The 13,897-nt window shown below is 63.2% G+C and carries 15 protein-coding genes; 11 read left to right on the top strand and 4 right to left on the bottom strand.

Annotated elements, in window-relative coordinates:
* Nucleotides 1-92 precede the first annotated feature (92 nt).
* From hemC to rsd, 6 genes are all read left to right on the top strand, one after another.
* A complete protein-coding gene (hemC, locus tag ACIPZC_RS01625) occupies nucleotides 93-1,034 on the top strand; it encodes a hydroxymethylbilane synthase (RefSeq protein ID WP_267820136.1) in 942 nt (313 codons plus the stop codon).
* Nucleotides 1,031-1,798, top strand: coding sequence for a uroporphyrinogen-III synthase (locus ACIPZC_RS01630; protein ID WP_400624417.1), 768 nt, complete (start codon nucleotides 1,031-1,033; stop codon nucleotides 1,796-1,798). Before hemC ends, ACIPZC_RS01630 begins: the two co-directional genes overlap by 4 nt.
* A 45-nt stretch (nucleotides 1,799-1,843) precedes the next feature.
* Nucleotides 1,844-2,944, top strand: a complete 1,101-nt coding sequence (locus tag ACIPZC_RS01635) for a uroporphyrinogen-III C-methyltransferase (RefSeq protein WP_400624419.1) — start codon at nucleotides 1,844-1,846, stop codon at nucleotides 2,942-2,944.
* Nucleotides 2,941-4,179: a heme biosynthesis protein HemY gene (locus tag ACIPZC_RS01640; RefSeq protein WP_400624421.1), complete on the top strand. Its 1,239-nt coding sequence runs from the start codon at nucleotides 2,941-2,943 to the stop codon at nucleotides 4,177-4,179. Before ACIPZC_RS01635 ends, ACIPZC_RS01640 begins: the two co-directional genes overlap by 4 nt.
* Nucleotides 4,180-4,402: 223 nt before the next feature.
* Entirely contained in the window at nucleotides 4,403-4,909 is a 507-nt protein-coding gene (locus tag ACIPZC_RS01645; protein ID WP_400624423.1) for a disulfide bond formation protein B, read from the top strand.
* Nucleotides 4,910-5,140: 231 nt separating this feature from the next.
* Entirely contained in the window at nucleotides 5,141-5,611 is a 471-nt protein-coding gene (gene rsd / locus ACIPZC_RS01650; RefSeq protein ID WP_241804999.1) for a sigma D regulator, read from the top strand.
* A 9-nt stretch (nucleotides 5,612-5,620) separates the two neighbouring features.
* Here the strand turns inward: rsd and ACIPZC_RS01655 are convergent, their stop codons facing one another.
* Complete coding sequence (locus ACIPZC_RS01655; protein ID WP_400624425.1) at nucleotides 5,621-6,286, bottom strand: FKBP-type peptidyl-prolyl cis-trans isomerase; 666 nt, start codon at nucleotides 6,284-6,286, stop codon at nucleotides 5,621-5,623.
* 224 nt (nucleotides 6,287-6,510) lie between these two features.
* On the opposite strand from ACIPZC_RS01655, the gene ACIPZC_RS01660 reads away from it, so the two are divergent.
* Nucleotides 6,511-7,569: an AlgP family protein gene (locus tag ACIPZC_RS01660; RefSeq protein WP_400624427.1), complete on the top strand. Its 1,059-nt coding sequence runs from the start codon at nucleotides 6,511-6,513 to the stop codon at nucleotides 7,567-7,569.
* Here the strand turns inward: ACIPZC_RS01660 and ACIPZC_RS01665 are convergent.
* Nucleotides 7,545-8,027, bottom strand: coding sequence for a TIGR02444 family protein (locus ACIPZC_RS01665; protein ID WP_400624429.1), 483 nt, complete (start codon nucleotides 8,025-8,027; stop codon nucleotides 7,545-7,547). The two genes, ACIPZC_RS01660 and ACIPZC_RS01665, sit on opposite strands and share 25 nt — an antisense overlap.
* A gap of 50 nt (nucleotides 8,028-8,077) precedes the next feature.
* On the opposite strand from ACIPZC_RS01665, the gene ACIPZC_RS01670 reads away from it, so the two are divergent.
* Together ACIPZC_RS01670 and ACIPZC_RS01675 are read left to right on the top strand one after the other, a co-directional pair.
* Complete coding sequence (locus ACIPZC_RS01670) at nucleotides 8,078-9,988, top strand: ATP-binding cassette domain-containing protein (protein ID WP_241805003.1); 1,911 nt, start codon at nucleotides 8,078-8,080, stop codon at nucleotides 9,986-9,988.
* Between the two features lie 216 nt (nucleotides 9,989-10,204).
* On the top strand, nucleotides 10,205-10,837 hold the full coding sequence (locus ACIPZC_RS01675) for a LysE family transporter (protein ID WP_241805004.1): 633 nt from the start codon (nucleotides 10,205-10,207) through the stop codon (nucleotides 10,835-10,837).
* A 29-nt stretch (nucleotides 10,838-10,866) separates the two neighbouring features.
* On the opposite strand, the gene ACIPZC_RS01680 is transcribed toward ACIPZC_RS01675, so the two are convergent.
* Both ACIPZC_RS01680 and ACIPZC_RS01685 read right to left on the bottom strand, forming a co-directional pair.
* Nucleotides 10,867-11,619 (bottom strand): slipin family protein, encoded by a 753-nt coding sequence (locus ACIPZC_RS01680; protein WP_400624432.1) that lies wholly within the window; start codon nucleotides 11,617-11,619, stop codon nucleotides 10,867-10,869.
* 2 nt (nucleotides 11,620-11,621) lie between these two features.
* Complete coding sequence (locus ACIPZC_RS01685) at nucleotides 11,622-12,971, bottom strand: nodulation protein NfeD (protein WP_400624434.1); 1,350 nt, start codon at nucleotides 12,969-12,971, stop codon at nucleotides 11,622-11,624.
* A gap of 96 nt (nucleotides 12,972-13,067) precedes the next feature.
* On the opposite strand from ACIPZC_RS01685, the gene ACIPZC_RS01690 reads away from it, so the two are divergent.
* On the top strand, nucleotides 13,068-13,526 hold the full coding sequence (locus ACIPZC_RS01690; protein WP_400624436.1) for an aminoacyl-tRNA deacylase: 459 nt from the start codon (nucleotides 13,068-13,070) through the stop codon (nucleotides 13,524-13,526).
* Nucleotides 13,527-13,587: 61 nt separating this feature from the next.
* The gene (locus ACIPZC_RS01695; protein WP_241805007.1) at nucleotides 13,588-13,830 is read left to right on the top strand and encodes a DUF2789 domain-containing protein; all 243 of its coding nucleotides are present in this window, start codon (nucleotides 13,588-13,590) and stop codon (nucleotides 13,828-13,830) included.
* The last annotated feature ends 67 nt before the right edge of the window (nucleotides 13,831-13,897 follow it).

Below are 13,897 nucleotides of genomic sequence, written 5' to 3' on the forward strand. Positions count from 1 at the left end.
GCGCATGGCCAGCCTGGTTAATGACCCACATCTGCTAGCGATACCGACGGAGCTGTTATCATCGGCGGCATTCCTAAGCATCGGGGCGTTCCATGTCCACTCGCGAAATCCGCATTGCCACCCGTAAAAGTGCCTTGGCCCTGTGGCAGGCCGAATATGTCAAAGCCCGCCTCGAACAGGCGCACCCTGGCCTTCTGGTGACGCTGGTGCCCATGGTCAGCCGCGGCGACAAACTGCTCGACGCGCCGCTGGCGAAGATTGGCGGCAAAGGCCTGTTCGTCAAGGAGCTGGAAACAGCCCTGCTGGACAATGAGGCCGACATCGCCGTGCATTCGATGAAGGATGTACCCATGGACTTCCCCGAAGGCCTGGGCCTGTACTGCATCTGCGAGCGTGAAGACCCCCGCGATGCCTTCGTTTCCAACCGTTTTCCCAGCCTCGAAGCGCTGCCGGCCGGCAGCATCGTCGGCACCTCCAGCCTGCGCCGTCAGGCCCAGTTGCTGGCCCGCCGCCCTGACCTGCAAATCCGCTTCCTGCGTGGCAACGTCAACACTCGCCTGGCCAAGCTCGATGCCGGTGAGTACGACGCCATCATCCTTGCCGCGGCGGGCCTGATCCGTCTGGGCTTCGAAGACCGCATCACCGCCAGCATCAGTGTCGACGACAGCCTGCCGGCCGGTGGCCAGGGCGCGGTGGGTATCGAGTGCCGTAGCGCAGACAGCGAGATCCATGCGCTGTTGGCGCCTTTGCACCACATCGATACCGCTGACCGTGTGGTGGCCGAACGCGCGTTGAACAAGCACTTGAACGGTGGCTGCCAGGTACCGATTGCCTGCTATGCCGTGCTCGAAGGCGAGCAGCTATGGCTGCGCGGCCTGGTCGGCCAGCCCAGCGGTGGGACCCTGCTGATGGCTGAGGCGCGTGCACCGCGGGCATCCGCTGAAACCTTGGGGGTGCAGGTGGCCGAAGACCTCCTGGGCCAAGGTGCCGCCGCCATTCTCAAGGAAGTCTATGGTGAGGCCGGGCATCCGTGAGTTCGTGGCGCCTGTTGCTGACCCGTCCTGAAGAGGACTGCGCGGCGCTGGCCCAGACGCTGGCCGCGGCCGGCATTGCCAGCGAGTGCCTGCCGTTGCTGGCGATCGAGCCGGTGCAGATGGATGCTCTGCAGCGTCAGCAGCTTGCCGGCCTAGGGCAGTACCAGGCGATGATCGTGGTCAGTAAGCCGGCAGCCAGGTTGCTGCTTGCGCAGCTTGCTCAAGCAGGGCTGCAGCCGCCCCCAGCTGGTTGGTTCACCGTAGGTCAAGCCACGGCCGCGGTGTTGCAGTCTGCGGGGCTGTCGGTGGCTTTCCCTGCACAGGGTGACGACAGCGAAGCCTTGCTCATGCTCCCGGCGTTGGACCAGGCTATCAAGGGTCCCGCACCCCGTGTCCTGATCGCCCGTGGGATAGGAGGTCGCGAACTGCTGGCCGAGCGTCTTGCAGAGCAAGGTGCTAGTGTCGATTATCTGGAACTGTATCGTCGTTGCCTGCCGGTATACCCGGCGGGCACGCTGGTGGCTCGCATCGAAGCGGAACGCCTGAACGGCGTGGTGGTCAGCAGTGGGCAGGGTCTTGAACACCTGCAACAGTTGGCCGCTGCCGATTGGCCGCGTGTGGCTCGCTTGCCCTTGTTCGTGCCGAGCCCCAGGGTCGCCGAGCAGGCCAGGGCCGCAGGGGCACAACAGATTGTGGATTGTCGTGGCGCGAGTGCCACGGCCTTGCTGGCAGCCGTGCAGCGCAGCGCTGCACCTGCCTCTTAAGGCGCTAAGCTCAGAGCGACGCGCCCCCATGCAAAGGATGGATACGTGAGCGAAACTGTCTTGTCCCACAACGATCAGCCGTCGGCGCAGGAGCCGACGCAACCCGTCACCCCGCCACCTGCCAAACGTTCCGGCACAGGCCTGGCCTTGCTGGCATTGTTAGTGGGTGCCGCCGGGGTCGCAGTGGGCGGGTGGGGTGTTTGGCAGGTGCGGCATCTGCAAGGCAATGAGCTGAGCCAACGTCAGCACCTTGAGACGCTGAGCCAGCGTGCCGCTGCTCTGCAGCAGCGCGAGCAACAGATCAGTGCCCAGTTGGCCAGCCTGCCGGCAGCCAGCGAACTGGAAGACCGCCGCCGCCTGGTGGCGCAGTTGCAGGGTGACCAGCAGCGCCTGAGCCAGCGCCTGGAAACCGTGCTTGGCGAAAGCCGCAAGGAATGGCGCCTGGCCGAGGCCGAGCACCTGTTGCGCCTGGCTACTTTGCGGCTTTCGGCCCTGCAGGACATCACCAGCGCCAAGGCCCTGGTCGAAGGCGCAGACGAAATTCTGCGCGAGCAAAGCGACCCTGGTTCCTTTGCCGCCCGCGAACAGTTGGCGCGTAGTCTGGCAACGCTCAACAGCACCCAGCAACCGGACCGTACCGGGTTGTATCTGAAACTGGCGGCCCAGCGAGAGTTGGTGCAGCACCTCAACGCCCAGTCGCCGGAGTTCGACAGCGATGCCGATGCCCTCGGTGCCTTGACCGCCGATGGCGATGGCGCCAGCCGCCTGGCGCAGTGGTGGGCGGAGATTTCCAAGTACTTCCAGATCGATTTAAACGCCGACGACAATGTACGTCCGTTGCTGGCCGGGCAGTCGCTCAACCAGTTGCGCCTGGCCCTGAGCCTGACCATCGAGCAAGCCCAGTGGGCTGCGCTCAATGGCGACGCCAAGGTCTACACCCAGGCGCTGGATGACGCGCGCAGTGTGCTGGTGGCCAATTTCGACGCTGACAACCCGCAGAGCAAGGCCATGCTCGAAAGTCTAAATGCGCTGGCCGAGCAACCGGTGTCGGTGGTTACCCCGGACCTCAGTGAAAGCCTGGCGGCGGTGCAGGCGTATATCCAGCGCCGCCACCTGCCTGCCGAGGGTGAGGGGGGCAAGCCATGAAGCGTGTGTACCTGCTGGCCGTGCTGGCGATTGTGATCGCCGCGGCACTGGGCATCGCGGTGGCCAAACACAGCGGCTACGTGCTGGTCTCCTACGGTGGCTTCCGTTACCAGTCCGGGCTGTGGGCGGCGCTCGCGGCCCTGGTTGCCGTATTTGTACTGTTGTGGCTGCTGCGCTACCTGGTCGGGCTGGTGCTGACGTCCAGTGGCGTGGTCAACCCGTGGTCGCGACGTAACCGCAGCCGTCGCATTCGCATCGCGATCGAGCAGGGCCAACTGGACCTCGCAGAGGGCCGTTGGGCCAGCGCCCAGCGCCACTTGCACCGCGCAGCCGAGGCCGAACGCCAGCCATTGCTGTATTACCTCGGTGCTGCACGGGCGGCCAATGAACAGGGGCGTACCGAAGACAGGGACAACCTGCTCGAGCGTGCACTGGAGCGTCAGCCCCAGGCGGAATTGGCGGTCGCCCTGGCCCATGCGCAATTGCAGATGGACCGCGGCGAGAGCGACGGCGCCTTGGACGCCCTGTTGGCCATGCAGGAGCGGCACCCGCACAACAACCAGGTCTTGCGCCTGTTGCAGCGCCTGTATCTGGAGCGCGGCGACTGGTCGGCGCTGATTCGCCTGTTGCCTGATTTGCGCAAGGGCAAAGTGCTGCCGGCCGAGGAGCTCGCTGCACTGGAGCAGCGTGCCTGGGGTCAGAACCTGGGGCTTGCGGCGACCCGTGGCGACGATGAGCAAAGCGCCCGTCAGTCGTTGGAGCGGGCCTGGCAACAGCTGACTGCGGCCCAGCGTCAAGAGCCCCGGTTGGTGCTGGCTTATGCCGAACAACTGCGCCAGGTTGGCGCTCAAGGCGAGGCCGAGCAGGTATTACGTGCCGCGCTCAAGCGTGATTACGAAAGTCACCTGGCGCGGCTCTATGGCCTGGTGCGCGGCGATGATCCGGCGCGCCAACTGCAAACAGCCGAGGGCTGGCTCAAGGCGCACCCACAGGACCCGAGCCTGTTGCTGACGCTTGGGCGTCTGAGCTTGCAAAACCGCCTTTGGGGCAAGGCGCGCGATTACCTGGAAAGCAGCTTGCGCATGGAGCGCAACCCAGAGACCTGCGCTGAACTGGCCCGGCTGCTTGCTAGCCTGGGGGAGACCGAGCGCAGCAACCAACTGTTCCAGGAAGGCCTGGGCCTGCTCGATGAGCGTTTGTTGGCCCTGCCATTGCCGCAAGGCGTGCGCGCCTGAGAGATCCCATGAGCCCGCGCTGAGGGCGGGCTCATGGGGTGTTTGAGGCGTCTCGCGATCCCTGCCTTATTCTGTAATACCCTTCGCAAGATTTTTCCCACATTGCGATTGGAAATTTCTGCTGCCCCTCAGTGACTTATCTCCCCTGTAGTGCCTTGAAACAAAGCACCTCTTTCCTCTACCGTTCCAAGCCACTCAATTTGCCCCGGGACCACCACCTTTCATGTTGCCGGCCCGCTTGCGCACGTTTTTTCTACCGGCCTGCCTTGCCTCGTTGGCGGTGCTGATCGCGTCCTTTTACCTGGAGATCACCCTCGGTCTGGTGCCTTGCCCGCTGTGCTTCAGCCAGCGGTTCCTGCTGGGCGTGTATGCCATGATCTGCCTGTGTGCGGCCGTGCATGCGTCGGGCGTTGCCGCTATGCGCCAGTACGCGCGTGCTGCCCTGGGCTGTTCCGCGGCCGGGGCTCTGCTGGCGGCCAGGCATGTCTGGATACAAGGGGAGATCGCTACGAGCCAGGAGTGCCCGGTGCCTTTCTGGCATGTACTGGAACGCTCCTGGGGTGAAGCGGCCCGTCAACTCTTGCTTGGCGGCCCCGATTGCAGCTCGCTGACCTGGAGCTTTCTGGACCTGACCTTGCCCGAATGGAGCCTGTTGTCCTTCTTGCTGCTGGCAGTGCTGCCCTTGACTCGCCTGATGGCGTATCGTTTCCGCACGCTGGCCAACGCTTGATTGGGTGCGGCTGCGCTAGCCGGCACGACCAGTGGTGCTGCCCCAGGGTATTAAACACTTGTATGAACTTTGTCTGCTGCGTACCTTGAAGGGCAGCACGCACGGGAATAATCTCCCTGCACGCCTATCAAAAAACACAACTGCTCGATGCCGTCCTGCTGATGTCACCTTTGTGCCGCACGATCGGGGTGCGAGGTGCAGCGGCATCTACCCAGAAGGGATGAGATCGCCATGCTCGATAGTTGTCAGAACGCCCAGGAACGCTGGGGTGGGGTTCACAAGCTGATCGACCGCTGGCTCAAGGAGCGAGAGGAGCTGGTTCAGGCTTTTCGTGCCTTGCGCGATGCCAAGCCGGCATTTGCGGACAAGGAAAAAAACCGAGATTTCTGCGCGGTGCTGGTCGATTATGTGTCGGCTTGGCATTTTGAAGTCAGCGAGCAATTGGTCAGTGAAGCCAAAGCTTTCGGTGACACGCGTGGCCTGGAGCTGGCCAAGCAAATCACTCCGCGTATCGATGCCATCACCGAAATCGCGTCGGCCTTCAATGACCATTGCGAAAAGGGCGATTGCAAGGACCCGGACCGTTTCGCCAAGAAGCTCGGCGAGCTTGGTAGTCTGCTGCATGAACGCTTCGAGCTCGAAGACTGTCTGATCGAAGTGCTGCATACCGCGCACAAGGAAGAGGGCGCGGTCGAGGCTTGAGGGTCGGCGTCAGTCGCCGACCGCCAGCAGTTCTATCTCGAACACCAGTGGCGTATAGGGCGCGATCAGGTCACCCGCGCCCTCGGCACCGTAGGCTTGTGCCGATGGGATCACCAGGCGCCATTTCGCCCCCGTTTTCATGTGTGGCAACGCCACTTGCCAGCCTTCGATCACCGAGTCCAGGCTGAACCACTGTGGCTGTTGGTTCTGATCGAATACCGTGCCGTCAGGCAACTTGCCTACATAGCGTACCTGCACCTTGCTCTTGGGGTTGGGCTGCGCGCCGTTACCACTTTTCAGTTCACTGTAGAGCACGCCCTCAGGCAGCTCATGCACGCCGGCTCGTGCGCGCTCGTTGGCCATGAAGCGCGCCTCGATGCCTTGCAGTTTTTCCACTTCGGCTTGAACGGCGGTATTGTTCGCCTGTTCTTCATGCTGCTGAAGAATGGCTTGCATGCGTGCCTTGTCGAGTTTCAGCGGCTGGTTCTGGTAGGACTGGCGAAGCCCTTCAACCAAAGCCTCCAGTTGCAACCCAGGCACTTCCTCGCGCAGCCGCTCCCCCAGGCTGGCGCCCAGGCTGTAGGCCACATCGTGATCACTGGGGGGCGCCGTTTCAGGGGCGGCGAGTGCGATGGGAGCCGCCAGGCATAGGCCGATAAAAAGATAACGAGGCATGGTCAACTCCGAGCTCAAGAGCCGAGAAGTATGCCAGCCTTGTTGCATCGATTTGCGTAAATCTCGGCAACCATTTGTTGAGCAACTACACTTTCACGCAGCTGCAAGACAACAACTTTGCCCAGGCATGCAACGCGGCGCCAACGATACTGTCCACATGCCCTAGCGGCGGTAGCAGCACAAGCATAGTATTAGCCGCAATCTCGTCAGCCAGGAGGTAAACCATGTCGGCCAAGAAGAAGCCAGTAAGTACGCCGTTACACCTGCTCCAGCAACTTTCGGGCAGCTTGCTCGAACACTTGGAAGATGCTTGCTCGCAAGCGCTGGCCGATGCGGAAAAACTGCTGGCGAAGTTGGAGAAGCAGCGTGGCAAGGCTCAGGAAAAACTGCACAACGGTCGCCTGAAATTACAGGACGCGGCCAAGGCAGGTAAAACCAAGGCCCAAGGCAAAGCCCAGAAAGCCATTGGTGAACTCGAGTCGTTGCTCGACTCGCTCAAAGAGCGCCAGACGCAAACCCGTTCTTATATCCAGCAACTCAAACGCGATGCCCAGGAAAGCCTGAAGCTGGCCCAGGGTGTAGGTAAGGTGCGTGAGGCTGCTGCCAAGGCCCTGGACCAACGGGCAGTTGCAGCCAAGTCGGCTAAACCAGCCGCTGCCAAAGCGCCTGCCAAAGCTGCGGCCAAACCTGCAGCAAGGTCTTCCACCAGCGCTGCGGCAAAAGCGCCTGCCAAGGCCGCTGCTGCCAAGGCACCGTCGCGCGCTGCTGCCGCCAAGCCTGCTGCCGTAAAAACCCCGGCCAAGGCTGCGGCTAAACCTGCGGCTAAAGCTGCAGCCAGGCCAGTCACTGCCAAAGCGGCTGCAGCCAAGGCGCCATCGCGCACTGCTGCGGCCAAGCCTGCTGCCACCAAGGCCCCCGCCAAAGCCGCTGCTGACAAGCCTGCCGCCAAACCCGCCACGTCCAGAGGCACTGCTGCCAAACCGGCCGCGGCCAAGGCGCCGGCTAAAACCACTGCAGCCAAGCCTGCTGCGAAAACTGCTGCCGCCAAGCCTGCCGCTAAGGCCACAGCCAAGCCAGCTGCCAAGGCCCCGGCCAAGCCCGCAGCCAAACCAGCTGCCAAGAGTGCGGCCAAGCCCGCCGCTGCAAAACCGGCCACCAGCAAACCAGCTGAAACCAAGCCAGCGGCGCCTGCGGTGACCAACTCGGCAGGCCCTGCCGCCCCGGCGACGTCCTCCGCCGCACCGGCAAGCACCTCGCCTCAGGCGCCGTCTTCGGCCTCCTGAAGCCCGGTGGCCGCGACACGCAGCTGAGTCAGCGAGTCGTGGCCATGGACCTGGTCGGGCGCCAGCCTGGCCAGCCAATCGTCCACGGGTTCAGGCGAGCCCGTGGGCCATTGCCTTGCACATGCCTCCAGGCGTTGCAGCAAGTGCTTCTCTGCCTGTAATTCCAAGCCCTTTACCTGCTCACGCAACGCCTGCAGGTGCGGGTCATGCTGCGCGGCCGCCCGCCATTGCTGGCGCAAATGGCGTAGCGGCGTTACCACTTCAGTTTGCCAAGGCTCGGCAATTGCGCGCAAAGCGTCAATTCGCCCGGCTTCTACGGCGACACCTCGGGTTTGCAGCCAGCTCGCGCACAACAGAAGGCACACATCGCCCCCCTCGGCCTGCACGCTCAGGCAAGCCGCTTCGACGCCCGGCCGGCCATACAGGGCCAGGGCGTAATTCCACAGGTCGGTGTACATGATTCCACTTACGCTCCGGGTCGAGGAAGCTGGTAGACTCCGCGACCATCATGATCAGACTATCCAACCTCACTTTACAGCGTGGTCCGCAGCGCTTGCTAGAAGGCGCCGAGATGACCCTGCACGCCGGTCACAAGGCCGGCCTGATCGGCGCCAACGGCGCCGGAAAATCCAGCCTGTTCGCCTTGCTGCGCGGTGAGCTGTCGCCTGATGCCGGCGACTGCCAACTGCCGGGTGACTGGCGCATCGCCCACATGCGTCAGGAGGTCGATACCCTCGATCGGCTGGCCGTGGACTATGTGCTCGACGGCGACGCGCGCCTGCGCAAGGTCCAGGCCGAGCTCGCTGTAGCCGAAACCGCCCACGACGGCACTGCCCTGGCACGCCTGCACAGTGAGCTGGAAAGCGCCGACGGCTATACCGCCGATGCCCGTGCGCGCAAATTGCTGGCCGGTCTTGGTTTTACCAACGAGCAGATGGACCGCCGCGTCGGCGACTTCTCCGGTGGCTGGCGGATGCGCCTGAACCTGGCCCAGGCCCTGATGTGCCCATCCGACCTGCTGCTGCTCGACGAACCGACCAACCACCTGGACCTCGATGCGATCCTGTGGCTCGAAGACTGGCTCAAGGGCTACCCGGGCACGCTGTTGCTGATTTCCCACGACCGCGACTTCCTCGACGCCGTGGTCGACCATGTGTTGCATGTCGAGCAGCGCAAGCTGAACCTGTACAAGGGTGGCTATACCGCCTTCGAGCGCACCCGTGCCGAGCGCCTGGCGCAGCAGCAACAAGCCTACGAGAAGCAACAGGCCCAGCGTGCGCACATGGAAAAGTACATTGCCCGCTTCAAGGCCCAAGCCACCAAGGCCCGTCAGGCGCAGAGCCGGATCAAGGCCCTGGAGCGCATGGAGGAGCTGTCGGCGGCGCACGTGGATTCGCCGTTCGACTTCGTTTTCCGTGAATCGCACAAGATTTCCAGCCCGCTGCTGAGCCTTTCCGAAGGCCGTCTGGGCTACGGCGACAAGGCGATCCTCGACAAGGTCAAGCTGCAGCTGGTGCCCGGTGCGCGCATCGGCCTGCTGGGCCCCAACGGCGCTGGCAAGTCGACCCTGATCAAGAACCTTGCCGGCGAACTGTCGCCGCTGTCGGGCCGCCTGGTGCTGGGGGAGAACCTGGCCGTCGGTTACTTCGCCCAGCATCAGTTGGACTCGCTGGACGACAAGGCCAGCCCGCTGTTGCACTTGCAGCGTATTGCGCCGGCCGAGCGCGAGCAGACCCTGCGTGATTTCCTTGGCGGTTTCGACTTCCATGGCGACCGCGTGGACGAGCCGGTGGTGAATTTCTCCGGGGGCGAAAAAGCCCGCCTGGCGCTTGCCCTGATCGCCTGGGAGCGGCCTAACCTGCTGCTGCTCGACGAGCCGACCAACCACCTGGACCTGGAAATGCGCCTGGCACTGACCATGGCGTTGCAGGAGTTCGCGGGTGCTGTGGTAGTCGTTTCCCACGACCGTCACTTGCTCAAGAGCACCACCGACGATTTCCTGCTGGTGGCCGATGGCAAGGTCGATACCTTCGATGGCGACCTGGACGACTACAGCCGCTGGCTGGTCGAGTACCGGCAGCGCAGCGCACCGGCGAGCAACGCGCCGGTCAACCCGGACAAGACCGACAAGAAGGCCCAGCGCCAGGCCGCCGCTGCCTTGCGCCAGCAGCTGGCACCGCACAAGAAGGCTGCCGACAAGCTGGAGGCCGAACTGAACCAGGTGCATGCGCAGCTGGCCGAGGTCGAAACCGCCTTGGGCGACAGCGGCCTCTATGAGGGGGCGCGCAAGGACGAGCTGCGCGACCTGCTGGCCCGCCAGAGCAAGCTGAAGCAGCGTGAAGGCGAACTCGAGGAAGACTGGATGCAGGCCCTGGAAACGTTGGAAAGCATGCAGGCCGAGCTTGAGGCGCTGTCCTGACAGCGAGGTTGAGCTAGACCGACGCAGGGTGTGCGGCTGTCAGGCTGAGCGTTTGCAACGAGCGCATGATCGAGCGACGCCCGCGCGGGCGGCGCTCGATGTACAACACATCCGACAAACCACGCTTTCCCTTCGCGCCCTACAAAATTTGCTGGTTATTTTTTCGCCAACATCTTAGCTTAACGTTTTGCAACATATGTTCGAACGAGGTGTGTGATGTCGATGGAAGTGTGGTTGGGCTTCTTTGCCGCTTGTTGGGTGATCAGCCTTTCTCCCGGGGCCGGGGCGATCGCCTCGATGTCCAGCGGCCTGCAATATGGTTTCTGGCGCGGTTACTGGAACGCCCTGGGCCTGCAGATTGGCCTGGTCGTGCAGATCGCCATCATCGCAGCGGGTGTCGGCGCCATTCTTGCGGCCTCCGCCACGGCCTTCACCCTCATCAAGTGGTTTGGCGTCGCTTACCTGGTCTACCTGGCCTACAAGCAATGGCGCGCCCTGCCGATGGACATGACTGATGAATCCACCGTGCGTCCGATCGGCAAGCCTTTGAGCCTGGTGTTCCGTGGTTTCCTGGTCAACGTCAGCAACCCCAAGGCCCTGGTGTTCATGCTTGCTGTGCTGCCACAGTTCATCAACCCGCATGCACCGCTGTTGCCGCAATACGTGGCGATCACGGTGACCATGGTCACCGTCGATATGCTGGTGATGGCGGGTTATACCGGGTTGGCTTCACGGGTGCTGCGCCTGTTGCGCACCCCCAAGCAACAGAAACGTCTGAACCGGACGTTCGCCGGCCTGTTCATCGGGGCTGCCACGTTCCTCGCGACCCTGCGCCGCGCGCCTGTCTGACCGTTTCGCGGGGGCCTCGTGCAGGCCCCTCATTTCCCCCGGTCCATCATCCCCTTGAGCAAGTCCAAGGGCATTGGGAAGACGATGGTCGAGCTCTTGTCCCCGGCAATCGACCCCAGCGTCTGCATGTAGCGCAACTGCATGGCGCCCGGCTCCTTGCTGAGCATCTGCGCGGCCTGCATCAATTTTTCCGACGCTTGCAGTTCCCCTTCGGCGTGGATGACCTTGGCCCGCCGCTCACGCTCGGCCTCGGCCTGACGGGCGATGGCGCGCACCATCGATTCGTTGAGGTCGACGTGCTTGATCTCGACGTTGGCCACCTTGATGCCCCAGGCGTCGGTTTGCGCGTCCAGCACCTGGCGGATGTCCAGGTTCAACTGTTCCCGCTCGGCCAGCAGCTCGTCGAGTTCGTGCTTACCCAATACCGCGCGAAGGGTTGTCTGTGCCAGCTGGCTTGTGGCGACCAGGAAGTCTTCGACCTGGATGATCGCCTTCTGAGGGTCGAGCACACGGAAGTACAGCACCGCATTGACCTTCACTGACACGTTGTCGCGGGTTATCACATCCTGCGGTGGTATATCCAGCACCACGGTGCGCAAGTCCACCCGCACCATCTGCTGGATCACGGGGATGAGCAGAATCAGCCCCGGCCCCTTGACCTGCCAGAAGCGCCCCAATTGAAACACCACCCCACGCTCGTATTCGCGCAAGATGCGAAACGCCGACAGCAACAGCACGCCCAGCAGCATCAGCAGGGCCCCGAAACCCAATTGCATGAACATCGTCATTCTCCTTGCGCTGGAGGAGCAGCAGCGCTCACTTCGAGCATCACGCCATGACGCGCGGTGACCCGCACCTGCTGGCCGAGCTGCAAGGGCGTAGTGCACTGGACCTGCCATTGTTCGCCCTGGGCCTGTACTGCGCCACAGAACGGGTTGTCTGCCACCACCTGAGTGACGCTCACCAAGCTGCCCACCAAGCCGGCGTCACCGCTGACCAAGGCCCGCTTGCGAGCTTTGAGGGCCATGCCCAGCACACCCCCTATCAGCAATGCCGAGAGCACCGCCAGGCTCGCGATCAACGCCAGCGGAATGCCGAACCCGGGGGCGTCGGTGTCTATCAGGATGACCGCGCCCACCACGAACGCCACGATGCCGCCAAAACCGACCACACCGAAGCTGGGCAGGAACGCCTCGGCGATCATGAAGGCGATACCGAGCATGACCAGCGCGACACCGGCAAAGCTCACCGGTAGCAACTGCAGGGCATACAGCGCCAGCAACAGGCAGATGCCACCGACCACGCCGCCCACGCCGGAGCCTGGGTTGATGAACTCGAACAGCAGGCCATACACGCCGATCATGATCAGAATCAGTGCCACGCTAGGGTTGGTGATCACGGCCAGCAGGCGTGTGCGCCAGTCCGGCAGATGCTCGACCAGGTTGGCGTCACGGGTCTGCAACGGGTGCGGCTGGTCAGCGGCGATGAGGGTCTTGCCGTGGAGCTGGCGCAGCAGGTCAGGCAGGTCGTTGGCCACGTAGTCGACCACTTTTTGTTTGAGCGCTTCGCTGGCCGACAGGCTCACTGCTTCGCGTACAGCCTGTTCTGCCCAGTCGGCGTTGCGTCCGCGCAGCTGCGCCAGGCCGCGGATATAGGCGGCGGCATCGTTCACCTGCTTGCGCGCAAGGGCTTGTTCATTGCTGTCGGGGTTGGCCTTGTCATCCCTTGGTGCACCCGGTGGGCCGCCAATCTGCACGGGTGTGGCGGCGCCGAGGTTGGTCCCGGGCGCCATGGCCGCTACGTGGCTGGCATAAAGGATGTAGGTGCCAGCGCTGGCAGCACGGGCACCGCTTGGGGCAACGAAGGTCGCAACCGGCACGGGACTGGCGAGGATGACCTTGATGATCTGACGCATGGCGCTGTCCAGGCCGCCGGGGGTATCCATGCGGATCACCACCAACTGCGCGCCCTGTTCCCTGGCCTGGTCCAGGCCGCGTAGCACATAGTCGGCAGTGGCCGGCCCAATGGCATCATCGATGCTCAGCACCCAGATTGCTCCGGGCGCGGCCTGGCTGCCTGGGGCGAGGCCAAGCATCAGCACCAATAACCACCAGCGCCAGCAGCGAGCGATCACCTGTCGTCACCTTGTTCGCTTCCGTTCTCCAAGTTTAGCCCTGCCCGCCCCGGCAGGGCCTAAAATTGGAGATGGGGGCGAAACCGGAGGTGCATCATGCGAATGGCCAAGACCCTGCAGCAGCGCCTGGACCAGGCCAACTGCGACTACGACATCATTCCCCATCCCCACTCGGCGACCAGCCTGGAATCGGCGCGTACGGCTGGCGTGCCGGCCAAGCGGGTCGCCAAGTCGGTCATGCTCGACGATCGCCATGGCAACTACATCATGGCGGTGCTGCCTGCCAACCGGCACCTGGACATGAGCAAGGTGCGCATGTCTGGCGCCTGGCAACTGACCCGCGAAAGCGGCCTGCCGAGCCTGTTCGGTGACTGCGAGCGTGGCGCCATCCCGGCAATGGGTGACGCTTATCAGATAAAGATGCTGCTCGATTCGAGTCTTACCCGCCAAGGCGATGTCTACCTGGAGGCGGGTGACCACGATCACCTGATCCACATGAGCATGGAGCAGTACCTGAAACTTGTGCCGCAAGCGGAAGTACGCGAGCTGTGCTGATGTTCTCAAACCAATGCCGGGCTGGCGTCGTGGACGGCCCGCCCGGTACCCAGGAGGAAACATGGAAGCGCCTACCCATCACTTTTCCGAGCTGTTCAAGCAGTTGGGCTTGCCCGATGATCCTCAGAGCATCGATCAGTTCATCTCCAGCCATTCGCCGCTGAAAAACGAGATCAAGCTGGTGGACGCGCCGTTCTGGACCGACTCCCAGCGCGCTTTTCTCAAAGAAAGCATCATTGAGGATTCTGATTGGGCAGTGCCCTTCGATCAACTCAACGAAGCGTTGCGCCGCCCCCGAAAATAAAGCGCCGAGCGGCACCTGACGAGTGATCGGCCGTTGCTATGCTCAGGAAAACAATAAGGGGATATGC

Source organism: Pseudomonas sp. NPDC089743 (assembly GCF_044748785.1).
Lineage (GTDB): Bacteria > Pseudomonadota > Gammaproteobacteria > Pseudomonadales > Pseudomonadaceae > Aquipseudomonas > Aquipseudomonas putida_X.

What these genes read in the sequence shown, in the direction of transcription:
- ACIPZC_RS01645 (WP_400624423.1), top strand. Translation starts at nt 4,403, where the DNA reads ATGTTGCCGGCCCGCTTGCGCACGTTTTTTCTACCGGCCTGCCTTGCC.
- rsd (WP_241804999.1), top strand. Translation starts at nt 5,141, where the DNA reads ATGCTCGATAGTTGTCAGAACGCCCAGGAACGCTGGGGTGGGGTTCAC.
- ACIPZC_RS01690 (WP_400624436.1), top strand. Translation starts at nt 13,068, where the DNA reads ATGCGAATGGCCAAGACCCTGCAGCAGCGCCTGGACCAGGCCAACTGC.
- hemC (WP_267820136.1), top strand. Translation starts at nt 93, where the DNA reads ATGTCCACTCGCGAAATCCGCATTGCCACCCGTAAAAGTGCCTTGGCC.
- ACIPZC_RS01665 (WP_400624429.1), bottom strand. Translation starts at nt 8,027, where the DNA reads ATGTACACCGACCTGTGGAATTACGCCCTGGCCCTGTATGGCCGGCCG.
- ACIPZC_RS01680 (WP_400624432.1), bottom strand. Translation starts at nt 11,619, where the DNA reads ATGTTCATGCAATTGGGTTTCGGGGCCCTGCTGATGCTGCTGGGCGTG.
- ACIPZC_RS01670 (WP_241805003.1), top strand. Translation starts at nt 8,078, where the DNA reads ATGATCAGACTATCCAACCTCACTTTACAGCGTGGTCCGCAGCGCTTG.
- ACIPZC_RS01655 (WP_400624425.1), bottom strand. Translation starts at nt 6,286, where the DNA reads ATGCCTCGTTATCTTTTTATCGGCCTATGCCTGGCGGCTCCCATCGCA.
- ACIPZC_RS01695 (WP_241805007.1), top strand. Translation starts at nt 13,588, where the DNA reads ATGGAAGCGCCTACCCATCACTTTTCCGAGCTGTTCAAGCAGTTGGGC.
- ACIPZC_RS01675 (WP_241805004.1), top strand. Translation starts at nt 10,205, where the DNA reads ATGTCGATGGAAGTGTGGTTGGGCTTCTTTGCCGCTTGTTGGGTGATC.
- ACIPZC_RS01660 (WP_400624427.1), top strand. Translation starts at nt 6,511, where the DNA reads ATGTCGGCCAAGAAGAAGCCAGTAAGTACGCCGTTACACCTGCTCCAG.
- ACIPZC_RS01640 (WP_400624421.1), top strand. Translation starts at nt 2,941, where the DNA reads ATGAAGCGTGTGTACCTGCTGGCCGTGCTGGCGATTGTGATCGCCGCG.